Genomic DNA, 23,652 nt, shown 5'->3' with positions numbered 1-23,652 from the left:
ATAAATTGCTCGTTTTTATGCGGCAAAGCGGCAACACAGGTTTTTTGCCTGCATTTGAGGTGAATCTGGCGGCTTTGGGTGGTAACTCCGCCTATAATCTGGAACCGGCCGCTCGTGCGGCCCGCATCACAGGAAAATTCATGCGCAAGAAGAGTGAAGAACGCCGGCAAGCGATGATCGACATCGCTGCGGAGGTGTTCAACGAAATCGGTTTCGAAGCCGCTTCCATGGCGGAGATATCCGCCCGCATCGGCGGCTCCAAGGCCACGCTGTACAACTATTTCAACTCCAAGGAAGAGATCTTCGTGGAGGTGATGATCAAGCAGGTGGGATGTCAGTTTGAAGAACTGTTCATGGCCCTGCGCAATGAAGACGATGTGAAAGGCGGTTTATTGCGCCTGGCGCGACATTATTTGCGGGTGGTGTTCCGGCCGGAGATCGTCGCGGTCAAGCGGCTCGGCATCTACTATGCCGGCAAGTCCAATCTGGGCCCGCTGCTCTACGAGCGCGGCCCCAAGCGCGGCTGGACGCGCATTGCCGAATTCCTCCAGGCCAAGATGGAGGAGGGCAAGCTGCACCGCACCGATCCCTGGCTGGCCGCCATGCAGTACCGCGGCCTGATGGAGGCCGAATGGATGGAAGTGCGCATGCTCAACGTGGTCACCGACATCGCCGAGGACCAGCTGGACGCCTCGGCACAGCGGGCGGTGGAGGCTTTCCTGTATCTGTACCAGCCGCGCTGAGCGGCTCAGAAACGTAATGCCGCCGCGTGGGTGTAGTCGATCAGCGCTGATGCACCCGCACCCCCGCCGAGTAGGTCGCCGCAACAGCCCGGTCATCCCCCAGGATGGCCAGCGCGAAGAGTTGTTCTTCCAGGTTCTCGGTGGTGGCGCTGCGGCGCGCCAGCAAGGGCGTGGCCTGGGGATCGAGGACGATGAAGTCGGCGTCGCAGCCGGGGGTGAAGCTGCCGATGGTCCCTTCCAGCTGCAAGGCGCGGGCGCCGCCCAGCGTGGCCAGGTAGAACATGCGCTGGGCCGGCAGATAGGTGCCGCCCATGCGCGCCACCTTGTACAGCTCGTTCATGGTCTGCAACATCGAGAAGCTGGTGCCGCCGCCCACGTCGGTGGCCACTGACAAGGGCAGGCGCGCCGCATCGGCGCGGGCGAAGTCGAACAGGCCGCTGCCCAGGAACAGGTTGGAGGTCGGACACAGCGTCGCCGCCGATTGCGTGGCGGCCATGCGGGCGCGGTCCTGGTCATCCAGCCAGATGCAGTGGGCATACAGCGCCCGCTGGCGCATGAGGCCGTAGCCGTCATAGACATCCAGATAGCTGCGCGCATCCGGATACAGCTCCTTGACCCACTTCACTTCATCGGTATTCTCGGCCACATGGGTCTGGATATAGGTATCCGGATACTGTGCGGCCAATTCACCCGCCAGTTTCATCTGTTCATGCGTGGAGGTGGGAGCGAAACGCACCGTGATCGCATAGTGCTGGCGCCCCTTGTTGTGCCAGCGGCCGATCAGTGCTTCGCTCTCGCGCACGCCCGATTCGGCCGTGTCGCGCAGGAAGTCGGGGGCATGGCGATCCATCAGGCACTTGCCGGCCACCATGCGCAGGTTGCGGGCATGGCTGGCGGCGAAGAAGGCGTCTACCGATTGCGGGTGTACCGTGCAATACACCGCTGCGCTGGTGGTGCCGTTGCGCAGCAGTTCGGCCAGGAAGAAGTCGGCCACCTCTGCCGCATGCTCAGGCTGCTGGAAGCGGCGTTCGGCGGGGAAGGTGTAGTTGTCCAGCCAGGGTAGGAGGCCGGGGGCGGGCGAGCCGATGATGTCGGTCTGCGGGTAGTGGACGTGGGTGTCGATGAAGCCGGGGCAGAGGATCTTGCCGCGCAGGTCTTCGGTGACGGCCTCCGGCGGCAGACTGGCCGACAGCTCGGCGTAGTCGCCAGCGGCGCGGATCTTGCCGTCCTGCACCAGCAGCAGGCCATCGCTATGCCAGCGGGTCGCGTGCTCGTCGAAGGCCGGGTCGTTGGTGAAGTACAGCAGGCTGGCGCGATAGGCGTGCAAGGGTGTGTTCATGGTGTTTCCTCAAGGTGGACGGACGCAGGCGCGCAGACCGTCCATTCAGTGGTCATCATACTGGAAGGCGCACGGCGGGCGGCGCTTTCCGGGGGAAGGGGGGGATCGCAGCGGGAATGTGCCTCTGCGCTTGTCAGTGCGTCGGCTCCCGAGGGTGACGGCAGGGTTGTTCCTTCAGCCTCTGCCGTCCAGAGCGTGTGTGGCCAGGACCGCTGGAGAGGGTTGCAGCTCTGGTGCAGCCTGGCGCTTTTCCCATAGTTGCAGCAGTTGCGCCACCACGGCGATGGCAATGCTGGCAGGCTCCTTGCCATCGATGCCGTCGATGCCGATGGGGCAGGTGATGCGTTCCAGCTGGGCGGCGCTGAAGCCGCGCTCGGCCAGCCTGTGCTCGAACTGCCTACGCTTGGTGAGCGAGCCGATCAGTCCGAACCATGCCACGTCCTGGCGCTTGAGGATGCGCTCGCTCAATTGCTGGTCCAGCGCATGGCTGTGGGTCATCACCAGAAAATACGCGCCGGGATCGGCCATGTCGACCGCCGCATTGGGGACATCGGTCGCCTCGGTGCGGATCTGCGGAGGCAGTCCGGGCGGGAACATCTCTTCCCGCGCATCGACCCATAGCACGCGGCAGGGCAGCGTGGACAAGACCGCCACGATGGCCTGGCCGACGTGGCCAGCGCCGCACAGCACCACCTGGGGCCGCGAGGCGTGGCACCAGTCCAGCAGCCAGCGCCGGCCTTGTGCATCGCGCAGCAGGCGGGTCTGCCGTTGTTGCCCCAGCGTGTCCGGCGGCAGGCCGTGCGCGTAGGCATCGGGTGGCAGGTCTTCAATGTTCCCTTCGATCAACAACTGCGCGCCAGCGTGATCCAGCGGTACCGCGCGCCAGAGGTCTTGTCCGCTGGACCAGGACTGCTCCAGCGCCTGCCAGGTGCGCATCGCCTCATCATCGGTAGCGATGCGTTCGAAGCAGAGAAACACCACGCCGCCACAGCATTGCCCCAGACTGGGACCGAGGGCGATACGCTCCAGCCGGCGCTGGCCCGCCAGCTGGCCGAGCGGGGCCTGCAGCATGGCGCGGGCCATCTGCGCGGCACGCCATTCCAGATGGCCGCCGCCGATGGTGTCGAACTGGGTATCGGCGGTATAGAGCATGCGCGCACCCGGCGCACGAGGCGTCGAACCCTGGATCTGCGCCACCGTGACCAGCACCGCTGGTGTCGCATCTCGCTGCATCCTGCGCAGGGCGGCTAGCCATGTCGTCATGATCGTTCTCCGCGGGCCGGATCAGCGCGAGGCCGTGGCGGCCCGCACCGCATCCACAGCATCCAGGATGGCCTCGCTGGTGGCCGGTGCGCGCAGCGGCGGATTGACACGATGGCCGCCCACCGCCGAGACCGCGTCACGGATGGCCAGGAACACCGAGAACGGCAACAGTAGCGGCGGCTCGCCCACTGCCTTGGAGCGGTGGATGGTGTCGGAGACATTCCTGTTCTGGAACAGCTCCGTGCGCAGCCGGGCCGGGCAATCGGAGATGGCCGGGATCTTGTAGGTGGAGGGGGCGTGGGTCATCAGCTTGCCGTCCTTGTTCCACCACAGTTCTTCGGTGGTCAGCCAGCCCATGCCCTGGATGAAGCCACCTTCGACCTGGCCGATATCCAGCGCCGGGTTCAGGCTCTGGCCGGCGTCGTAGAGCAGGTCGGCCTGCAACAGCTTCCATTCGCCGGTCAGGGTGTCGATCACCACTTCCGACACCGCCGCCGCATAGGCGAAGTAGAAGAAGGGATGGCCGTGCATGCGCTTGGCGTCCCAATGCACCTTGGGGGTGGAATAGAAGCCGTCGGACCAGAGCTGCACCCGTTGCAGGTAAGCCTTCATCACCAGTTCTGCAAAGGCCATCGATTGCGCGCCGGCCATCACCCGTCCGTCGGCAAAGCGCACCGCCGTCGGCTCCACACCCAACAGTGTGGCCGCAACCTGCGCCAGCCGGGTGCGGACCTGCAAGGCTGCATCCTGTGCCGCCTTGCCGTTCAGATCGCTGCCGGTGGAGGCGGCGGTGGCGGAGGTATTGGCGACCTTGCTGGTGTCGGTGGCGCTGCAGCGCACCCGTTCCAGCGGCACGCCCAGCGTGTGCGCCACCACTTGCGCCACCTTGGTATTGAGCCCTTGTCCCATCTCGGTGCCGCCGTGATTGACCAGCACCGAGCCATCGGTATAGACATGCACCAGCGCACCGGCCTGGTTCAGGTGCGGCACGTTGAAGGAAATGCCGAACTTCACCGGCGTGAGCGCCAGGCCTTTCTTGAGCACCGTGCTGCCGGCATTGAATGCGGCCACGGCCTGGCGGCGCTCCTGGTAGCGGCTGCTGCGTTCGAGCTGGTCCACCAGTGCAGGGATGATGTTGTCTTCGACCTTCTGGCCGTAGTGGGTGACGTTGCGGGCTTGCGGTCCTTCCTCGTCGCTGGGGCCGTAGAAGTTGTTGCGGCGGATCTCCAGCGGATCGCGTCCGAGATGGCGGGCGATGTCGTCGATGATGTATTCGATGGCCAGCGCCCCCTGCGGGCCGCCAAAGCCGCGGAACGCCGTGTTGGACTGGGTGTTGGTCTTGCCGCACATGGCGCGGATGTCCACGTCGGAGAGGTAGTAGGCATTATCGAAGTGGCAGACCGCCCGCGTGGCCACCGGCCCGGAGAGGTCGGCGGAAAATCCCGCGCGCGAAATCATCTCGATCTTCGCCGCCACGATGCGGCCGTGGTCGTCATAGCCGATCTCGTAGTCATAGGCGAAGCAATGGCGCTTGCCGGTGACCATCATGTCATCGTCACGATCGGCGCGCAGCTTGACCGGACGCTGCAACCGCGCCGCCGCCACCGCTGCCGCGCAGGCCCATAGCGCCGATTGCGATTCCTTGCCGCCGAAGCCGCCGCCCATGCGCCGGCATTCCACCAGCACATCGTGCGAGGCCAGGCCCAGCACGGTGGCCACGTGGTGCTGCATCTCGCTGGGATGCTGCGTGGAGCAATACACATGCATGCCGCGCCCCTCCTTGGGGATGGCATAGGAAATCTGGCCTTCGAGATAGAACTGCTCCTGTCCGCCCACATCGAACTGCCCGCGCAGCCGGTGCGGCGCCAGCGCCAGTGCAATGGCCGGTTCGCCGCGCGACAGATGCATGGGCGGCAGCACATAGGACTGGGCGGCATGGGCCTGGCGCGGGGTAAGGATGGCGGGCAGCTCTTCGTAGTCGATCACCGCCAGGCGCGCAGCACGGCGGGCCAGTTCATGGCTGTCGGCCACCACGATGAACAGGGGCTGGCCCACGTATTGCACCAGGCCGTCGGCCAGCACCGGGTCATCATGGAGGATGGCGCCGCATTCATTGTCACCAGGGATATCGGCGGCGGTAAAGACGGCCTTCACGCCCGGCGCAGCCTTCACTTTTTCCAGGTCGATGGCGCGCACCCGGGCATGGGCCTTCTGCGATAGGCCCAGCGCTGCATGCAGGGTGCCGCGCAGTTCGGGGATGTCGTCCGTATAGACGGCCTCGCCGGTGACGTGCAGCCGCGCCGATTCGTGCGGATGCGGCTTGCCCACGGCGGCCCAGTCATGGGGCGGCTGGGCCAGCGGGGCGAGGAAGGCTTCGGTATGTTGGTTCATGGCGTTCTCCTGCGGATTCTGGGGCGGCGCTGGATGGGCTGCTTCATGCCGCGTCAACGGCGCAGGCCCGTAGCTCCTGGCGCGCCAGCGGCGCGTCGCTGCGGGTTTCCAGCCAGTAGCGATAGAGCAGGTTCTGCGCCGTGCGCAGGCGATAGGCGGCGCTGGCGCGCATGTCCGACAGGGGCGCGTAATCCTGGGCCAGTGCGGCCATGGCCGCCTGGGCCTGAGCTTCGCTCCAGGGACCGCCCTGCAGCACGGCCTCGGCCTGGGCGGCGCGCTTGGGCGTGGCCGCCATGCCGCCATAGGCGATGCGTGCCTGGACGATGGTATCGCCCTGCATCTGCAAGGCGAAGGCGGCGCAGACCGCCGAGATATCCTGGTCAAAACGCTTGGAGAGCTTGTAGACCCGGAAACGCAGCTCCTTGCGTGGCAGCGGAATGCGCACCGCCTGCACCAGTTCATCAGCCTGCAGGGCCGATTTCTGATAGGCCAGATAGAAATCCTCCAGCGGCATGACGCGCTGGCCGCGCACGCTGTAGAGCACGATCTGCGCGCCCAGCGCGATCAGCCAGGGCATGGAATCGCCGATGGGCGAGCCATTGGCGAGGTTGCCGCCCAGGGTGCCGGCATTGCGCACCGGCAGCGAGGCGAAGCGCTGCCACAGTTCCGACAGTTCTTCCGGATAGTGACGGGCAGCCTCGGCATAGGCCTCTTCCAGGCAGACGCCCGCGCCGATCTCCAGCATCTCGTCCCGCACCTGCATGGCGCGCAGCTCTTCCACACGGCCAATGTAGAGGAGATCGCCCAGCTCGCGCATCTGCTTGGTCACCCACAGGCCCACATCGGTGGAGCCCGCCAGGATACGCGCCTGCGGCAGGTCCGCGCGCAGCTGCGCCAGTTGCGCCAGCGTGCGCGGCGCGTGGAAGGTCTGGCCGGCATGCGTGAGCGCGAGCGGCTGCTGCTGATCGATGCTGCGCAGCGCCGCCTTGATGGCTTCGCGGTCGAACTCCACCTTGGGCAATTCGCCCATGCGGCGCGCCGCATCGATGATGGGACGATAGCCGGTGCAGCGGCAGAGATTGCCGGAAAGGGCGTCGTCGATCTCGCGCTTGCTGGGCGTCACGCCGTCCTGCTCATGCCGCAGATACAGGCCCCACAGCGACATCACGAAGCCCGGCGTGCAGAAGCCGCATTGCGAGCCATGGCATTCCACCATGGCCTGCTGGACCGGGTGCAGGCTGCCATCGGCCTGCTTGAGGTCTTCCACGGTGAAGAGCGCGCGCCCGTCCAGCGTGGGCAGGAACTGGATGCAGGCGTTCACGGTCTTGAGCGCCAGTTGCTCGCCCTGCAGTTCGCCCACCACCACCGTGCAAGCGCCGCAATCCCCTTCGGCGCAACCTTCTTTGGTGCCGGTGCAGTGCAGGTCTTCGCGCAGATGCTGCAGAACGGTGCGGGTAGGAGAATGCCCGGCCACGCTATGGGTCTGGCCGCGGAAATAGAACTGGATGGAACTGTGCGTTTCTGACATGACTTTACTCTGGTGAATTGTCTACAAAACAGACTGCTTTATGGCGCGCTCCAGGGCGTATCGTGGGGCGTGCTTCTTATTGTTGGATCTGCTTTCAGGCAGGGCGCCCCTGGGTGGGCGCTCTGCCTGTGGTGTCTCCCGTGGCCAGATGGCATTCAAGAAACGTGCCGGGGTTGTCAAAAGAGGAAACGGATTGTCCGCACAGGATTGTTGCAGACGATGGTGGTGTTTGCTCTTTTCACAATCCCGACGGGGCGGCCCATTGCTGAGCCCGGGGTCGCCCCGACGGTAGGGTATCTTACTCGCCCAGATAGATCAGCTTGAACAGGAAGATCGCGGCGATGACCCAGATTACCACCGACACGTCCTTGGCGCGTCCGGTCAGGAGCTTGAGCGCGGCATAGCTGATGAAGCCCAGCGCCAGGCCGTTGGCAATGGAATAGGTGAAGGGCATCACCAGCGCCGTGATCACGGCCGGCACGCATTCGGTGGTGTCTTCCCAGTCGATATGCACCAGCTCGCGCAGCATCAGGCAGGCCACGAAGAACAGCGCCGGTGCGGTCGCATAGGCCGGCACCACGCCGGCCAGCGGCGCAATGAACAGGCACAGCAGGAACAGCACGGCAATGGCCACTGCGGTCAGGCCGGTGCGGCCGCCTGCCTGCACACCAGCGGCGCTTTCGATATAGGCCGTGGTGGAGGAGGTGCCCAGCAGGGAGCCGGCGACGATGGCGGTGCTATCGGCCATGAGGGCCTTGTTCAGGCGCTCCATCTTGCCTTCCTTCATCAGCCCGGCGCGGGTGGCCACGCCCATCAGGGTGCCGGTGGCGTCGAACAGTTCAACCAGGAAGAACACCAGCACCACATTGAGCAGGCCCATGGACAGCGCGCCCTTGATATCCAGTTGCAGCAGGGTCGGGGCGATCGAGGGCGGGGCGGCGAAGATGCCGGAGAAGTGGTTGCCGCCAAAGACGAAGGACAGCACCGTCACCAGCAGGATGCCGATGAGCAGCGCGCCGCGCACCTTCAAGCGGTCCAGCGCCACGATCACCAGGAAGCCGATGATGGCCATCACCGCCGGCGGCTGGTGCAGGTCGCCCAGGGTGACGAAGGTGGCGGGGTTGGCGGCGATGATGCCGGCGCTCTTGAGCGATATGATCCCCAGGAACAGGCCGATGCCGGCGGGAATGGCCGTGCGCAGCGAGCGCGGGATGCTGCTGATGATGAGCTCGCGCACCCGCAGCACGCTCACCAGCAGGAACAGGCAGCCCGAGATCAGCACCGCGCCCAGCGCGGCCTGCCAGGGGAAGCCCATGCCCTTGACCACGGCATAGGCAAAGTAGGCGTTCAAGCCCATGCCGGGCGCCAGGCCGATGGGGTAGTTGGCGTACAGGCCCATGATCAGGGTGCCGACGGCGGCGGCGATGCAGGTGGCGACGAAGACGGCGTCCTTGGGCATGCCGGCGTCACCGAGGATGGAGGGGTTGACGAAGATGATGTAGGCCATCGTCAGGAAGGTGGTCAGGCCGGCCAGCAGTTCGGTGCGGATGGTGGTGCCGTTCTCATCCAGGCGGAAGAACTTGTTCAGGGCGTTCATTGTGGGTGGTCTCCGTTGGGTCCGTTCTTGTTCTCTGCAAGACATGCGGGGTGTGCAGCCTGTGGATACGGATGCCGGTGCAGTTGGGCCAGGGGCAGGCAAAAAATGGCTTTTCGCATGGTTCTGGCAACGTTGCTAATGTCGTTGAATTTCATGGGAGGAATGTAAGGGCTATCACATAGCCAGTATCAAGCTGGCCTTATAAGCGGGAGGTCGGACGGAAATCGGGATGGGCGCTGGAGCTGGTTGCTGCGCATTGGTGATACGCGGGTATGGAATCGGGTGTGGCTCAGGCGAGATTTTGCCAGTTTTATGGCGATCGGGGGTTTTGGGAATTTTTGTTGCCCTGGGTTAATTTCTTTTGCCGCTTAGTCTGCGCGGGTGGCGCAGGGGGCGCGGAAGCGATGCAGCAATGAAGCAATGAAACAATGAAGCAGCCCCGTGCGATGCTTCGCCTGGAACATCGCACGGGGACTGCTTGATCGGAGAGGCTGACTGTGTTTCCGCCAGCTTGCTTTCCTTGATCTTGTCAGTCCACCCCTTGCGCCAGTGCCAGCGACAGTTGATTGTGCCGCTCCAGCACGGCCCCCAGTTCGATGCTCGTGAGCTGCCCCTCGCGCACGATCACGCGGCCATTGATGATGCTGCAGTCGACGTTGGCCGGTGTGCAGAATACCAGCGCCGCCACCGGGTCATGCAGGGCGCCGGCAAAGGCGATCTGACGCGTATCGAACATCACCACGTCGGCCGACATGCCGGGCTTGAGCGCGCCGATGTCGTCACGATTCAAGACCTTGGCACCGCCCAGCGTGGCCACTTCCAGCGCCTGGCGCGCGGTCATGGCATCGGGGCCGAAGCCCACGCGTTGCAGCAGCATGGCCTGACGGACTTCGCCCAGCATGTGGGCGCTGTCGTTGGAGGCACTGCCGTCCACGCCCAGACCGACCGGCACACCGGCGTCCAGCATCTTGCGGATCGGGGCGATGCCGGAGGCCAGTCGCATGTTGGAACAGGGACAGTGCGCCACGCCAGTGCCGGTGCGGGCAAACAGATCGATGCCATGCGCATCCAGTTGCACGCAGTGGGCGTGCCAGACGTCGTGGCCGACCCAGCCGCAGTCTTCGGCATACTCGGCCGGGCTCATGTTGAATTTCTCCCGGCTGTAGGCGATGTCGTTGACGTTTTCGGCCAGGTGGGTGTGCAGCGAAACGCCGTAGTGACGCGCCAGGTCGGCGGCTTCGCGCATGAGCTCGCGCGAGACTGAGAAGGGGGAGCAGGGGGCGACCACGATGCGCTGCATGGCGTGGCGCTGGTGGTCGTGGTAGGTCTCGATGAGGCGCTGGGTATCCTTGAGAATGGCGGCTTCGTCTTGGACTACGCGGTCCGGCGGCAGGCCGCCCTTGGACTGGCCCACGCTCATGGCGCCGCGGGCGCCGTGGAAGCGCATGCCGATGCGGGCGGCGGCTTCCAGGCTGTCGTCCAGGCGGGTCTGGTTGGGGTAGATGTAGAGATGGTCGCTGCTGGTGGTGCAGCCCGAGAGGATCAGCTCGGCCATGGCGGTCAGCGTGGACACCTGGATCATCTCGGGGGTGAGGCCAGCCCAGATCGGGTAGAGCTTGGTCAGCCAGTTGAACAGTTCGCCATTCTGCGCGCTGGGGATGGCGCGGGTGAGGCTCTGGTACATGTGGTGGTGGGTGTTGATCAGGCCGGGGAGGACGATGTGGTGGCGGGCGTCGATGATCTCGTCGGCGTCTTGCGGCAGATCAGCGGTCTGGCCGACCTGCTCGATGACGTTGTTCCTGATGTAGAGGGCGCCGTCGGGGATCTCTTCCCGGCTCTCGTTCATGGTGACGAGGATGCGGGCGTTTCTGATCAGCAGGGTCTTGCCTGTTGCTTGGGCTTGCATGGTGATGGACTCCTTCTTGGGTTCCTTGTTGGGTGATGGCTTGCGGGTCGGCGCAGGTGACAGGGGGAGTCCCTTTCTTTCCCTATTAACGGCTGCGACGGGTGGGGTTGTTGGGTGGGTTAGGTCCGGGTGATGCTGTTTCTGGTTGGCGTTAAGGCTGGTTTAATGCTGATGTTCTGGTTTCTGGTTTCTGGGGTGGTCTGCACGGAATGCTTTCCTGCGCTCTAGCTTAATGACTTTCTTTCTCCGGTCGGAAGAACGCGCCGGGAGCGGCCCGGCAGCCGCTCACTTTTCTTGTCTCGCCAAGAAAAGTAAGCAAAAGAAGGCGACCCCTAAGATCCAGCCCTCCTTCGGAGGGTCCCCGCCGCAGTGGCGCAAAAAGTGGGAAAAATAGAGTCGCTTCGCTCCGACTATTTTTCTGACCCACTTTTTGCGCCACTGCGGCGGCTGGCTCTAAGGGGACAGGCCAGACGGGCTCGCCTTCGGCCTCGCTCTTCTCCAACTCGCCTTCGGCCTCGTACTTCTCCGACTCGCCTTCGGCCTCGCACTTCTCTGAATCGCCTTCTATCTCGCTCTTCTCCGACTCGCCTTCGGCTTTGTCTTGGCTCGCCTGCGGCATCGGGTTCTTCTTCGATCAGCCTGTCGCCGGCATTATCTTTCTTGATCAGCTACCGGCCGTTCGGGCTGAGTAGCGGCTACGCCGCGTATCGAAGACGCGTCATTCTATAAACCATATAAATCATATAAATAATTAGATTTTTGCCTTGAAGTTGCGCAGGAAGTCCAACAGGATCTGCCCCGATACCTCGGCATCATCCGCCGTCATCGTCTCCAGCGGGTTATGGCTGATGCCGCCATTGCCGCAGCGGGTAAACAGCATGCACACGTCCGTCAGCCTGACCATGGCCATGGCGTCATGCCCGGCGCCGGAGGCCAGTTCGAACGGCGGCACGCCTGCGCGTTGCGTGGCGGCGCTCAATTGCGCCATCAACCATGGCGCGCACGGGGCAGCGGGGGCGCTCAGGGTTTCTTCCAGCTTGAGGTCGATGCTGCGGCGTGTACAGATCTCTTCTATCTTCGCCAGGATGTCCTTGACGGCCGCCAGTCGGACTTCGTCGGTGGCGGCGCGAATGTCCAGCGAGAGCTGGCATGCGCCAGGGATCACGTTGGTGGAACCGCGCGGTACCTGCAACTGGCCTACCGTGCCCACCAGTGCAGCATGCTGGTCCTGCGAGCAGCGCTGTTCCACATACAGGATGATCTCCGCCGCCGCTGCGGCGGCGTCCTTGCGCATGTCCATCGGTGTCGTGCCGGCATGGCTGGCCACGCCTTTGAGATCCACCAGATAGCGCGAGCTGCCAGCGATGGAGGTAACGATGCCCACCGGCAAATCGCGCTTGAGCAGCACCGGACCTTGTTCGATATGCACTTCCACATAAGCCAGGATCTCCGCCGGATCACGTGCGATCTGCGGAATGGCGGCCACGTCGTGACCTGCCTGGATGATGAGCTCGCGCATGGTGACGTCCTCCTTGTCCCGCAGGTCGAGCAGCGCCATATCGAAATGACCGGTGATGGCGTTGCTGCCCAGGAAGGTGCTCTTGAAACGCACGCCTTCTTCTTCCGAGAAGCCGATCACTTCAAGATGGAAGGGCAGGGTCTCGCCACGTTCATGCAGATACTTGACCACGGCGATCGGCAACAGGATGCCTTCGCGGCCGTCGTATTTGCCACCGTTGCGCACGGTGTCGTAGTGGGAGCCGGTCAGCAGGGTCTTGGCTTGCGGATGCGGGGACTGATAGCGGCCCACCACGTTGCCCACCGCATCGATGTGGACCTGCATGCCGGCCTCGCGCATCCATTGCGCGATCTGGGCGGCGGTGCGCTGGTGCGTCTCGGTCAGGTAGGTACAGGTCAGCGCTCCCTCTTCTTCGGACAGGGCGCCGATCTCTTCGGCCCATTGCATCACGGTCGCGCCCAGCGTGGGCTGATGGCCGAGCAGTTCGTTGAGGCGGATCTCGGCGATGCGGCCAATCTGGCGCAGCGATTCGCGCAGTTCGTCTTCCACCTGGTTGCGCAGGCGGCGGGTGAAGGTGGCGATGATCTGCTGGCGCGTCAGACCCGCGCCGGTCGGGCCTTTGACGGCCAGGATGAAGGGGAAGCCAAACCTGGCGTTGTAGTCGGCATTGAGCTGTTGCAGCCGGGCAAACTCTTCCGGGCTGCACAGGTGCAGGCCGGCCTTGGCTTGCTCTCCGGTGGACTCGGCGGTCAGTTCGCCGGCGATGGCGGCGCGGCCGGCCAGCTCGGGGTGGGCGCGGATCAGGCCCAGCTGCTCGGCGCGGCTGGCCTGGTTGACCCTGCTTTGCAGGGCCAGCTTGAGCGCCGTGATGGTGCTGAAGGGGCGCTGCGGGGCGGCGCGCTCGGCGATCCAGGGAGAGTGCTCATAGATGCCCTGCAGGGCGGCGGTGAAGTCAGAGGCGCTAGCCTGGTTCAGGTCTTGCAGTGTGATCGTCATGTGCTTGCCGACCGGCGTATCGCCGGCTCCCTCGCTGGTTCGTGGTTGGTGATGCCGGAAACGGCGCGGCTCATCTGTCATTGCGGATTGTCGCTGCCGATTGTTGCTTGTCATTGTCCTCGTGGACGCTGCGCCCAGGCCCGCCCGGTGGGCGCTTCGACGCAGATGAGACTTTAAAACATCTTGGCCGGGATGGCATCAGCGCTTTCTTCTGGTGGTTATGGCTCTGGACGTATCACGGCGGCGCTGCGGCCATGTCCGCAGTCAGCGGCGGGGCTGGGCCAGCAGCTTGGCCGCCGCGCCGACCTGGGCGCGCAGCCATTTATGTTCGGTGGCCTGATGGCTGCGCTCATGCCAGAGCTGGTAGAAGCGCAGCGGCGGAAACTTGATCGGGACGGCATAGCTTTTCAGGGACAGCAGCTTTTCATAGAAACTGGCGAACTGCTGTCCGGCCGTCAGCACCAGGTCGGTCTGCGCCACCATGTAGGGCAGCATGCGGAAGTGGGCAGACTCCACCACGACATTGCGGCGCAGGTTCTGCTTTTCCAGGAAGCTGTCGATGCTGCCGTGGTAGCCCGGCAGGATCTGCGAGGGCGCGGCATGGGGCAGGCTCAGATAGTCTTCCACGCTCATGGCCTCCCGCGCAGTGCGCCGGGCGTAGGCGCAGTCGGCCCGCATCAGGCAGACGATGGGATCGTCGAACAGCTTGGAGAGATGCAGGTGCGCGGGCGGGGCGTCCCAGTTGGCGATGACCAGGTCCAGTTCGCCGTCCGAGAGCCGGCGCACATAGTCGGTATCCGGCCCGAGCGCATGGATGACGATGCGGCTGCGCGGCGATTCGCGTCGCAGGCGGGCGATCACCTCGGTGAAGAAGGGCGTGTTCATGTAGTCGGGCGCGGCGATGTGGAAGATGCGCTCTTCTTCCTGCGGCACGAATTCGGTCTTGGGAATGAACAGGCGCTCGGTCTCGTCGAGGATGCGCTTGGCCGGCTTCAACAGGCTCTCGCCATGCTGGGTCGGCACCATGCCGCGTGCGCCGCGCACCAGCAGCGGATCGCCGGTCAACTCGCGCAGCTTGCGCAGCGAGGCCGAAATCGAGGGTTGCGGCTGGTTCAGCTTCAGGGCCACGCGCGACACGTTCTTCTCGCACAGCAGGAGATAGAGGATGCGGATGAGGTGGAGGTCGAGATGGTCGGGCAGCCTGGACATTGAGATGTCTCCGGGGTCTTGTGCGTGGCGTGAAGGCGCACAAGCGCGCCTCATCGAGGCTGCATTTTTGTATATCGACATGATTATGTCAAATATATGTGAAAAGAAATGTCATCGGCGCTCTCGAAACAAAGGCCGTCCGGGGCGAGCCCGCACGGCCTTGTTCTTTGGATCCTGGAAGCGGTTGAATGATATAAACGATTTATCCGCTTTGTCATCTGCGTGGTGAACCGCGTTATACCTCGGCCCACTGCCGCAGCAGATTGTGATAATGCCCCGTCAGGCCCAGCACTTCCTCGGTATCGCCGATCTTTTCACGCAGGCCGAAGATGTTGCGATCCAGTTCGAAGAGCATGCTGCGCTTCCAGTCGTCGCGCACCATGCTCTGGGTCCAGAAGAAGGAACATACCCGCGCGCCGCGCGTGACCGGCTCGACGCGGTGCAGGCTGGTGGAGGGATAGACGATCAGGTCACCCGCCGGCAGCTTGACCTCGTGGGTGCCATAGGTATCGACCACCACCAGTTCGCCGCCATCGTATTCCTCCGGATCGGAGAGGAAGAGCGTGGACGACACGTCGGTGCGGATGCTCCCGACTGCATTGGGCAGGTTGCGCACCGAGCCGTCCACATGCAGGCCATAGTGTTCGCCTCCTTCGTAGCTGTTGAAGAGCGGCGGGATGGTCTTCTTGGGCAGGGCGGCAGCGAAGAACAAGGGATTCTTGCGCAAGGCTTCCAGGATGATCTCGCCCAGCTTGAAGCCTAGCGGCGAATGTTCCGGCAACTGGCGATTGCGCTTGACGCGCGCGCCCTGGTCGCCCACGGTGGCGCGGCCGTCCACCCAGTCGGCGCGCGCCAGCTCGGCGCGGATATGGCGCACCTGCTCGGCGCTGAGGACCTCGGGGATGTGCAGCATCATGTTGGGATTCTCCTGTGGCGAATGAAAAAGCCCCTCCAGCGAGGAGGGGCCGTGGTGGCCTTGCCATGAAATGCAGGCCCGGGCCACTACTGTAGAGAAGAGCGGTGGCGCCGGGACTGAGGCAGATCAAGCCCTCTGCATCAGAACTTCAGGTTGGCCGTCAGGGTCACCGCGCGCGGCGTGCCAGGAGTATAGCGGTAGCCGCTCTTGTTGATCGCTGCAACGTAATCCTTGTTGAAGATGTTGTAGAGATTCAATTGCAGGTCGAGGTTCTTGTTGACCACATAGCCGGCCATGGCGTCGAAGACCCAGTAGGAATCTGCGTACTTGGGCGTGCCGCTGGTGGGGTTGTCACTGCCGCGTACCAGCGAGCTGACATAGCGTGCACCACCGCCCAGCGTGAAGCCCTTGGGCAAGCGATAGGTGGCCCAGGAGGTGAAGGCCTGCCTGGGCGTGTAGGCCAGTGTGTTTTCACCGCTGGCAGTGACGATGGCGCCGCTGTCCACCTTGGTCTTCATGTAGGTGTAGCCGGCGGTGAGCGACAGGTCCGGGGTCACCTCGCCGGTCACGCCCAGTTCCACGCCTTGCACGGTCTTCTTGCCGGTCTGGAAGTACTGGCCCGAGGTGGCGTCCTGTTCGACTTCGTTGGTGATCTCGGTGCGGTACAGGGCGGCGGTGAGGGCCAGCTTCTTGTTCAACAGATCCCACTTGGTCCCCAGTTCAGCGGTCTTGGCCTTTTGCGGATCGAACTTGGGATTGTCGGCGCTGCTGTTGGAGGCGCTCAGGCTGAAGCTGCTGCCGCCCGGCGGCTGCTGCGAAGTCGCATAGAGCGCATAGAGGCTGCTGTAGTCGGTGGGCTTGTAGATGCCCGCCAGCTTCCAGTTCAACAGGTTGCCGCTGGTGCTGAAGCTCTGACGGAACGCCGTGCCGGCGGCCACACCGGTGGGGCAGAGGGTGCCACGTCCCGAGCTCACGCAGCGGTAGCCATTGGCCAGGCTGGTGTCATAGTGGTCCACGCGCACGCCGCCGTTGAAGGACCATTGCTGGTTGACCTTGATAGTGTCGAACAGATAGGCCGACACGGTGTCGGTCTTGCCCCAGGCGTTGGTGCTCGGGTCGGCGCCCATGATCCAGTTGCCACGTCCGGCGTTGGGGTTGGGGTTGGGGTTGTACAGGTTGACCGCCGGCAGCGTGCCGCTGGTCAGCACGCCACTGTTGTTCTGCCTTTCCTGGGTGAGCTCCACCCCGCCCATGAGCGTATGTTCCAGGCTGCCGCTCTTGAGCTTGGCGGTCAGGTAGGTCTGGTTGGTGATGATGGTATTGGTCTGGTTCTTGATGGTCGGCAGGGAGCGCGCCAGCGTCCAGCTGGACGCATCGTTGGCGTTGGGCGTGAGCAGGTTGGCCGACGACGCCATGAAGGCCGTCAGCAGATAGTTCTGGTGCGTCTTGCCGATGCGGGTGGTGTTCTGCAGCTTCAGGTCCGGTGAGAAATCATGTTCCACCCGCAGGGTCAGGCGATCGGTGTTGACCTGGTTGTAGTCACTGGTGAGGCCGTAGAAATTGGACGAGTCCACCCGCCCGGCCGAGGACAGGAAGCGGCGCGTGGCGTCGGGCGTGGTGTAGCCCGGCAGGCCGATGGTGGGCACGCCGCCGTCAGGCACATCGTCCTGCTCCATGTGCAGGTAGTCGAGGAAGACACGGGTATCGCTGCCCAGGCCATGGGCCAGCGAGAGCGCCAGGCCGGTGCGGTCGTTCTTGACTTCGTGGCGACCGGGAACACCGCTGTCCTGTTTCATCAGGTTCAGGCGCATCGCAGTGCCGGTCTCGGCATTGAGCACCTTGTTCCAGTCGGCGGTGACGCGCTTCTGGTTCCAGCTGCCATACATGGCGCTGGCGCTGAAGGCGTCGGTGGTCTCGGCCTGCTTGGTGACCAGGTTGATCGAGCCGGTCGGCGAGCCGCGACCGGTGTCGGTGCCGGCCGGGCCCTTCAGGACCTCGACCTGCTGGATGTTGAACATGTCGCGCGAGACCGAACCCAGGTCGCGCACGCTATCGACGAAGATGGCGCTGGAACTGTCGAAGCCGCGCATGTAGATGGCGTCGCCGGTATTGGTCGCGCCGTTTTCGCCCAGGGAGAAGGTGCCCACCCCAGGGCTGTTGCGCAGGGCTTCAGTCAGGGTGGTGGCGCCTTGCTGGTCGATCAGCTGACGCTTGATCACGGTAAGGGTCTGCGGCGTGTCCACCAGCGGCTGGGTGTATTTGGCCGAAGAGGCCTTGTCGGCCTTGTAGGCCGGTTCCTGGGAAGCGGTCACCTCCACGCTGGGCAGGGCGGCATTGGCGCTTTGCGCTTGCGCGCCGATGGCCGGCAGCAAGAGAGCGCTGGCCACGGCTGCCGACAGGCTGGTCGAGGCAAGGGAAGCAGCACGCGTACTTGGCGCGTGCTTGCGGCTTTTGATGTAGGTCATGAGCAAGGTTCCGAGAGAATGGTTGCGTGTTCTCTTGGCTGGCGGTGATGCAGTCGGAGGAGGGCGCGCGCGCATGGCGTTGCCCGGGACCGGCGGTTCGGCTGGCTGATCTAGTTTTTTTTATCCCGCACCGGGTGAAATGTCACTTAACGACGGGACTGTGACAATTATAAATAAAATGTAAATAAAAGTGATTCTTGTTTATTAAATTTTTTCTTCGCTGATTCGTTGTCGACGCAGGCGCGCCTGTGTTCGTCCTTGCGGGAGGCGGGCGCGGGCGGATTGGCGGAAAGGATGGCGAGCGCAGCGCGATGTGGCGCAGAAGTCGCGTTGATGCGGCTGGGCTGCGAGGCGCCAATGGGGGAAGGTGATGAGGCAAAAACGCGATGGCCACCATCAGCGGTGGCCATCGTCAGGGGAGGTGCAGGGCGGCAGCGCTAACAGCGCCGCCTGCGATCAGAAGTGGAAATTGCCGGTCAGGGAAATGTTGCGCGCATCGCCGGGGAGGTAGCGATAGCCGCTTTTGTTGATGGACCTGACGTAGCTGTTGTTGAACAGATTGTTCACGTTCAGCTGGATCTCTGCATGCTGGTGGATGACATAGCTGGCCATGACGTCGGCCACCCAATAAGCGCCGGTGTCCTTGGGCGTGCCGATCGCATTGGTGTCGCGGCCACGCAGCAGTCCGCCCGAGTAGCGCAGCCCGCCGCCCAGGGTAAAGCCCTGCGGCAAGCGCCAACTGACCCAGGAGGTGAAGGAACGACGCGGGGCGTAGGCCAGGAAATTCTCGCCCGTGGCCGATACCAGGGCGCCGCGCGAAACCTGGCTCTGCATGTGGCTGTAACCGGCCGTGAGCGAGACCGTGGGGCTGAGATCGCCGGTCACGCCCAGTTCCAGTCCCTGGGTGATCTTCTTGCCGGTCTGGAAGTAGGTGTTGGTCAGGCTATCCAGTTCCACCTCATTGTTGACCTCGGTACGATAGAGGGCCGCGGTGGCGATCAACTTGCGATCCAGCAGTTCCCACTTGGTACCAATCTCGCCAGTGTCGGTCTTCTGCGGGGCGTAGTCGGTATGGGAGGCGTTGCTGCGGCTGGCGCTGAGGTTGAAGTTGGCGCCGCCGGGCGGTTGCTGTGCGCTCGCGTACAGGGCGTAGAGGCTGCTGTAGCTGGTGGGTTTGAAGACGACCGCCACCTTGGCGTTGAAGAGCCCGCCCGATTTGTGCAGCGGTCCGCCAGCGTTTGGCTTGGTGTCGTCGAAGGAGGTGCGATAGAAGTCTTCACGCAGGCCCAGGCTGAGGGACCAGCGCTCGTTGAACTTGAGGGTGTCCAGCGCATAGAGCGAGACGGTATCGGTCTGGCCTTTGTTGCGCCCGTTCACGCTGATGAGGGTGCCGGAGTCGTCGAATTCCGGATTGGGCTGGTAGAGATTGGCCCGGGGACGTCGGGAGGGGCCGGTGAAGGAGAGGGCATGTTGCCGCTCGCGGGTCAGTTCCAGTCCGCCCACCAGCGTGTGCTGCAGGGCGCCGCTCTGGAACGAGGCCGTGAGATGGGTCTGGTTGCTCAGGATCTCGTTGCTCTGGTCGCGCCGGGTGATGATGTTGCGCGACACCTCCCAGGTGGAGCGGTCCTCCGGCGAAGGGGTGAACAGGCTGACCGAGGATCGGTCCGTCTTCACCCCGATCGCAACGAAGGAGCTGAGGCGATAGTCTTGATCAGTGCGCGCATAGCGGGTGGTGTTCTGCAGTTTCAGGTCGGGCGAGAAGTCGTGCTCCACGCGCAGCGTGGTCATGTCGGTGTTGACCCGGTTGTAGTCGTTGACGTGGCCGTAGAAGTTGCTGGTGCTGACCTTGGGCGCGTTGCTGATATAGGGGCGGTTCGGGTCGGGCGTTGAATAGCCCGGCAGGCCGATGGTGCTCACGCCGCCGTCGGGGACGTTGTCCTGCTGGATGTGCAGGTAGTTGAAGAAGATCCGGGTCGGCGTGTTCAGCCCGAAGGCCAGCGAGGGCGCGAACCCGTCGCGGGCATTGTGGACGACATGGCGACCCGGCACGCCGCTATGCTGCTTCATCAGGTTCAGGCGCAGCGCCAGGCCGCGGTCAGCGTCCAGGATGCGGTTCCAGTCCAGCGTGGCGCGCTTCTGGATCCAGCTGCCATAGGTCGCCGAGACAGTGACCGCATCGACCAGCTCGGGCTGTTTGGTGACCAGGTTGATCGAACCGGTCGGCGAGCCCCGGCCATTGTCGGTGCCGGCCTGGCCCTTGAGCACTTCCACCTGTTCGATATTGAAGACGTCACGCGAGATCGCGCCCAGGTCGCGCACATTGTCCACGAAGATCACCCCGGTGGCGTCGAAGCCGCGCATGTAGATGGTGTCACCGGTGCTGGTGCTGCCGTTCTCGCCGAGGAAGAAGGCGCCTACGCCCGGGGTATTGCGCAGTACGTCGGACAGCGATGTGGCCGCCTGCTGCGCCATTAGCGGACGTCGCAGGATCTGTAGCGTCTGCGGCGTATCCACCAGCGGCTGGGTGTATTTGGGCGAGGCCGAATACTCGCTCTTGTAGGGCGATTCGCGGGCGCCGTCGACCCGGGTGGGCGGCAAGCCGCTGCCGGAGGTCTGGGCATGTGCGCCCATGACCGGCAGCAGCAGCGCGCTGGCGACGGCCAGCGAAGGAAGCCGCGCGGCGTGGGCCGGCGACGCGTGTTTGCGACTCTTGATAAAGCTCATGACAGGTTCCGAGAGAAAGGGTTGAGGAATCTCTTGGCTGGCGATGAGCGCGCATCACAGATTGCGCGAGGGTCGGAAAGGGCCGACAGGCTTGGCTGGCGAACAGATTGAGGGCGGTATCCGGCATCGGCGGGTAGCGGCGGATATCGTTACCTCCATGTCGGATCTGGGCGAGTATAGGTAGCCGCTAGCGGACTGTGACCGCTAAAAATTCGATTTGTGGAGCGAGAATTCTGGCCGTCGCAGAGCGTGAGAATGGGCCGCAAGGTAGCGACTGAAAACGCTGAAGAAGGTGGCCCGCGTGACCCACTGCCGCGATGGCGGATATAAGCAGGTGCGTATAGGCAGTCCGGCGAGGCCGTATATGATCGCGGTTGGTCATCAAGCCAAGCATCCTACGATCCAAGCATTCAGTCATTCAATCATTCAGTCATTCAACCATCAGGGAAAGGAACACATCATGGGCAAACTGAGCACGCACGTGCTGGACATCACCAAGGGCAAGCCGGGCGTGGGCGTGAAGCTGGCCTTGTATGCCGTCGGGCCGGTCGGCAAGACCCTGCTCAAGCAGGCCGTCACCAACAGCGATGGCCGCTGTGATGAACCGCTGCTGGCCGGTGAGGCGCTGCAGGTGGGCAAGTACGAACTGGTGTTTGCCGCCGGTGATTACTTCGCCGCCCAGGGCGAGCAGTTGCCGGAACCGCGTTTCGTCGATGAGGTGGTGATTGCCTTCGGCATTGCCGATGCATCCCAGAATTACCACGTGCCGCTGGTGGTGTCGCCGTGGGCTTATTCCACTTATCGCGGTAGTTGAGTGCGGGAGCGCCGGGGAGTTGCTGCCGATGCGCGTTCGGGATCGGCAGTGAGTCACTGAGGTGATCCGGCCATAGTGATCAACAACGCGTCGTCGTTGGCCACGCAAGCTCCCCCAAGTTGTTAGATGGGAAATTATTGGGTTTTATATTTAATACTTTTGCGCGGTTGATTGTTTTTTGTTCCCTGATGACTTTTATATTTAACAGATATTGACTTTTTATTTCTTTGGTGTAACTTCCCCATGAGGGTGTAACAGAGCAACGAAGTTGGCCATATCGCCGCTGATCGAGCGCAACCTGTTACGTTCCTGTTCAATGAGATTGTAATTTTAGGTAAAATTGCTGTGCGGCACCATTTCCGCGTGGAAATTGCCCCGCAGCCAGGCAGTGGGGCCATCAAACGACGCCCCGCACCCACTTCAGTTTCACCAGAACAACAAGACAACAATGAGCCAGGATCCTCAGGGGAGCCTGCGCAGGCACGTGCGCCTGCGTGGGAGGGGCAGCTTTTTGCCCATCGTTTTGTGTCTGTGCCAGGCGGGCGTGATGTCCAGCGCCTGGGCGCAGGCCGATCTGTCGACGCAGCAATTCCAGCGCCAGCAAGAGCGCGAGCGCGAATTGCGCCGGCAGCAGGAGCGCGGTCCCGACGTACGCCTGCCGGCGCAACCCGGTGCGGCAGCCGAGGCCGTCCCCGCTCAGGAATCACCGTGCTTTGCGGTGCATCGCGTCGTGCTGGATGGCCCCGGCAGCGCGCGCTTCGACTGGCTGCTCGATCTGCCAGAAGCCAATCCCGGCGGGCGCTGCCTGGGCGTGCAGGGGATCAACGCCGTGATGTCGGCCTTGCAAAACGCCATCGTCGCCCGCGGCTACGTCACCACACGCATACTGGCCCAGCCGCAGGATATTGCCAGCGGCGAGCTGCGCCTGACCATCGTCCCAGGCAAGATCCGCGCGATCCGCTTTGCCGACAATGCCGATCCCCGCGCCACCCAGTGGAATGCACTGCCGGCATCGCCCGGCGATCTCCTCAATCTGCGCGACATCGAGCAAGGACTGGAAAACCTCAAGCGCGTCCCCACCGCCGAGGCCGACGTCCAGATCGCCCCCAGCGAAGGCAAGGATGCGGCCCCCGGCGACAGCGACCTGGTCATCAGCTACCAGCAGGGCATCCCCATTCGCCTGACCCTGTCGGTGGACGATAGCGGCACCAAGGCCACCGGCAAATACCAGGGCAGCGCCACCGTCTCGCTGGACAACTGGCTCACCCTCAACGATCTCTTCTACATCAGCTTCAGCCACGATCTGGGCGGCGGCGACCCCGGCGCGCGCGGCAGCCAGAGCCAGGTGGTGCATTACTCGCTGCCGCTGGGTTACTGGGCGCTGGCCTTCACCAACAGCAGCAATCGCTATCACCAGGCCGTGGCCGGCATCAACCAGACCTATCTCTACAGCGGCCAGAGCGAGACCAACGAATTGAAACTGAGCCGCCTGGTCTACCGCGACGCCGTGCGCAAGACCACGCTCTCGTTCAAGGGCTTCGTGCGCTCTTCCAGCAACTATGTCGATGACACCGAAGTGCAGGTGCAGCGCCGTCGCGTGGCCGGTTGGGAGATGGGGCTGGCGCATCGCGAATTCATCGGCGAGGGAACCCTGGATCTGGCCCTGGCCTACAAGCGTGGCACCGGCGCCTTCGACGCCATGGCCGCGCCCGAGGAAGCCTTTGGCGAAGGCACTTCGCGCTTTCGTCTCATGACCGCCGACCTCAACCTGAACGCTCCCTTTGCCTTGCCCATGCCCTGGGGCAAACAGGCCATGCGCTACACCCTGGGCGCGCGCGCCCAATGGAACCGCACGCCCCTGACCCCGCAAGACAAGTTTTCGCTCGGCGGGCGCTACAGCGTGCGCGGCTTCGATGGCGAGAGCAACCTGCTGGCCGAGCGCGGCTGGTATGTGCGCAATGAACTGGCCGCCGCCCTGGGCGCGAGCAAGCAAGAGATCTATGCCGGCCTGGACTATGGCGAAGTCGGCGGTCCCTCCACGGAGCTGCTGGTCGGACGCCGCCTGGCCGGCGCAGTACTGGGCCTGCGCGGTGCGCTGGGCCGCACCAATTACGAAGTCTTCGCCGGCGTGCCGATTTCCCAGCCAGACCGATTCAAGACCTCCCCCCTCACCGCCGGCATGAGTCTGATGTGGTCTTTCTGACCGGCCAGCCTACGCGCATGAACGACAACAAGAAAGCAA

16 protein-coding genes are annotated in these 23,652 nt (G+C 63.7%); 3 read left to right on the top strand and 13 right to left on the bottom strand.

Annotation, left to right across the window (positions count from 1 at the left end):
- Nucleotides 1-140 precede the first annotated feature (140 nt).
- On the top strand, nt 141-743 hold the full coding sequence (locus tag ACP92_RS16310; protein ID WP_013235211.1) for a TetR/AcrR family transcriptional regulator: 603 nt from the start codon (nt 141-143) through the stop codon (nt 741-743).
- A gap of 40 nt (nt 744-783) precedes the next feature.
- Here ACP92_RS16310 and guaD read toward each other — a convergent pair whose 3' ends face one another.
- From guaD to ACP92_RS16250, 13 genes are all read right to left on the bottom strand, one after another.
- On the bottom strand, nt 784-2,082 hold the full coding sequence (gene guaD / locus ACP92_RS16305) for a guanine deaminase (protein WP_013235210.1): 1,299 nt from the start codon (nt 2,080-2,082) through the stop codon (nt 784-786).
- 174 nt (nt 2,083-2,256) lie between these two features.
- Nucleotides 2,257-3,345 (bottom strand): xanthine dehydrogenase accessory protein XdhC, encoded by a 1,089-nt coding sequence (gene xdhC, locus ACP92_RS16300; RefSeq protein ID WP_013235209.1) that lies wholly within the window; start codon nt 3,343-3,345, stop codon nt 2,257-2,259.
- A 21-nt stretch (nt 3,346-3,366) separates the two neighbouring features.
- Nucleotides 3,367-5,736: a xanthine dehydrogenase molybdopterin binding subunit gene (gene xdhB, locus ACP92_RS16295; RefSeq protein ID WP_013235208.1), complete on the bottom strand. Its 2,370-nt coding sequence runs from the start codon at nt 5,734-5,736 to the stop codon at nt 3,367-3,369.
- A 43-nt stretch (nt 5,737-5,779) separates the two neighbouring features.
- Nucleotides 5,780-7,264: a xanthine dehydrogenase small subunit gene (xdhA, locus tag ACP92_RS16290; protein ID WP_013235207.1), complete on the bottom strand. Its 1,485-nt coding sequence runs from the start codon at nt 7,262-7,264 to the stop codon at nt 5,780-5,782.
- Between the two features lie 298 nt (nt 7,265-7,562).
- A complete protein-coding gene (locus ACP92_RS16285) occupies nt 7,563-8,861 on the bottom strand; it encodes an NCS2 family permease (RefSeq protein ID WP_013235206.1) in 1,299 nt (432 codons plus the stop codon).
- 529 nt (nt 8,862-9,390) lie between these two features.
- Nucleotides 9,391-10,767 carry an 8-oxoguanine deaminase gene (locus ACP92_RS16280; protein ID WP_013235205.1) on the bottom strand — a complete coding sequence of 459 codons (1,377 nt, stop codon included), beginning with the start codon at nt 10,765-10,767 and terminating at the stop codon, nt 9,391-9,393.
- Nucleotides 10,768-10,996: 229 nt separating this feature from the next.
- Nucleotides 10,997-11,386: a hypothetical protein gene (locus ACP92_RS16275; RefSeq protein ID WP_013235204.1), complete on the bottom strand. Its 390-nt coding sequence runs from the start codon at nt 11,384-11,386 to the stop codon at nt 10,997-10,999.
- Nucleotides 11,387-11,518: 132 nt separating this feature from the next.
- On the bottom strand, nt 11,519-13,282 hold the full coding sequence (locus ACP92_RS16270) for an allantoate amidohydrolase (protein ID WP_013235203.1): 1,764 nt from the start codon (nt 13,280-13,282) through the stop codon (nt 11,519-11,521).
- A gap of 264 nt (nt 13,283-13,546) precedes the next feature.
- Entirely contained in the window at nt 13,547-14,491 is a 945-nt protein-coding gene (locus tag ACP92_RS16265; protein WP_013235202.1) for a LysR substrate-binding domain-containing protein, read from the bottom strand.
- Nucleotides 14,492-14,726: 235 nt separating this feature from the next.
- The gene (locus ACP92_RS16260; RefSeq protein ID WP_013235201.1) at nt 14,727-15,407 is read right to left on the bottom strand and encodes a Fe2+-dependent dioxygenase; all 681 of its coding nucleotides are present in this window, start codon (nt 15,405-15,407) and stop codon (nt 14,727-14,729) included.
- Nucleotides 15,408-15,547: 140 nt separating this feature from the next.
- A complete protein-coding gene (locus ACP92_RS16255; protein ID WP_041311012.1) occupies nt 15,548-17,872 on the bottom strand; it encodes a catecholate siderophore receptor Fiu in 2,325 nt (774 codons plus the stop codon).
- Between the two features lie 167 nt (nt 17,873-18,039).
- Entirely contained in the window at nt 18,040-18,282 is a 243-nt protein-coding gene (locus tag ACP92_RS24650; protein WP_156181800.1) for a hypothetical protein, read from the bottom strand.
- A gap of 46 nt (nt 18,283-18,328) precedes the next feature.
- A complete protein-coding gene (locus ACP92_RS16250) occupies nt 18,329-20,596 on the bottom strand; it encodes a catecholate siderophore receptor Fiu (RefSeq protein ID WP_013235199.1) in 2,268 nt (755 codons plus the stop codon).
- Between the two features lie 460 nt (nt 20,597-21,056).
- Here ACP92_RS16250 and uraH point away from each other — a divergent pair, with 460 nt between their 5' ends.
- Both uraH and ACP92_RS16240 read left to right on the top strand, forming a co-directional pair.
- Entirely contained in the window at nt 21,057-21,410 is a 354-nt protein-coding gene (gene uraH / locus ACP92_RS16245) for a hydroxyisourate hydrolase (RefSeq protein ID WP_013235198.1), read from the top strand.
- A gap of 547 nt (nt 21,411-21,957) precedes the next feature.
- Nucleotides 21,958-23,613 (top strand): ShlB/FhaC/HecB family hemolysin secretion/activation protein, encoded by a 1,656-nt coding sequence (locus tag ACP92_RS16240; protein WP_041311010.1) that lies wholly within the window; start codon nt 21,958-21,960, stop codon nt 23,611-23,613.
- Nucleotides 23,614-23,652: the final 39 nt, after the last annotated feature.

Origin of the sequence: Herbaspirillum seropedicae, from assembly GCF_001040945.1 — a bacterium.
Taxonomy (GTDB): Bacteria; Pseudomonadota; Gammaproteobacteria; order Burkholderiales; family Burkholderiaceae_D; genus Herbaspirillum; species Herbaspirillum seropedicae.
This window is presented reverse-complemented; position numbering and strand designations above follow the sequence as displayed.

Excerpts from the sequence above, each read along its gene's own strand:
- guaD (WP_013235210.1), bottom strand. The coding sequence starts at position 2,082 with ATGAACACACCCTTGCACGCCTATCGCGCCAGCCTGCTGTACTTCACC.
- ACP92_RS24650 (WP_156181800.1), bottom strand. The coding sequence starts at position 18,282 with ATGGCCACCGCTGATGGTGGCCATCGCGTTTTTGCCTCATCACCTTCC.
- ACP92_RS16265 (WP_013235202.1), bottom strand. The coding sequence starts at position 14,491 with ATGTCCAGGCTGCCCGACCATCTCGACCTCCACCTCATCCGCATCCTC.
- ACP92_RS16270 (WP_013235203.1), bottom strand. The coding sequence starts at position 13,282 with ATGACGATCACACTGCAAGACCTGAACCAGGCTAGCGCCTCTGACTTC.
- xdhC (WP_013235209.1), bottom strand. The coding sequence starts at position 3,345 with ATGACGACATGGCTAGCCGCCCTGCGCAGGATGCAGCGAGATGCGACA.
- ACP92_RS16260 (WP_013235201.1), bottom strand. The coding sequence starts at position 15,407 with ATGATGCTGCACATCCCCGAGGTCCTCAGCGCCGAGCAGGTGCGCCAT.
- ACP92_RS16275 (WP_013235204.1), bottom strand. The coding sequence starts at position 11,386 with ATGCCGCAGGCGAGCCAAGACAAAGCCGAAGGCGAGTCGGAGAAGAGC.
- ACP92_RS16310 (WP_013235211.1), top strand. The coding sequence starts at position 141 with ATGCGCAAGAAGAGTGAAGAACGCCGGCAAGCGATGATCGACATCGCT.
- uraH (WP_013235198.1), top strand. The coding sequence starts at position 21,057 with ATGGGCAAACTGAGCACGCACGTGCTGGACATCACCAAGGGCAAGCCG.
- ACP92_RS16280 (WP_013235205.1), bottom strand. The coding sequence starts at position 10,767 with ATGCAAGCCCAAGCAACAGGCAAGACCCTGCTGATCAGAAACGCCCGC.
- ACP92_RS16255 (WP_041311012.1), bottom strand. The coding sequence starts at position 17,872 with ATGACCTACATCAAAAGCCGCAAGCACGCGCCAAGTACGCGTGCTGCT.
- xdhB (WP_013235208.1), bottom strand. The coding sequence starts at position 5,736 with ATGAACCAACATACCGAAGCCTTCCTCGCCCCGCTGGCCCAGCCGCCC.
- xdhA (WP_013235207.1), bottom strand. The coding sequence starts at position 7,264 with ATGTCAGAAACGCACAGTTCCATCCAGTTCTATTTCCGCGGCCAGACC.
- ACP92_RS16240 (WP_041311010.1), top strand. The coding sequence starts at position 21,958 with ATGTCCAGCGCCTGGGCGCAGGCCGATCTGTCGACGCAGCAATTCCAG.
- ACP92_RS16250 (WP_013235199.1), bottom strand. The coding sequence starts at position 20,596 with ATGAGCTTTATCAAGAGTCGCAAACACGCGTCGCCGGCCCACGCCGCG.
- ACP92_RS16285 (WP_013235206.1), bottom strand. The coding sequence starts at position 8,861 with ATGAACGCCCTGAACAAGTTCTTCCGCCTGGATGAGAACGGCACCACC.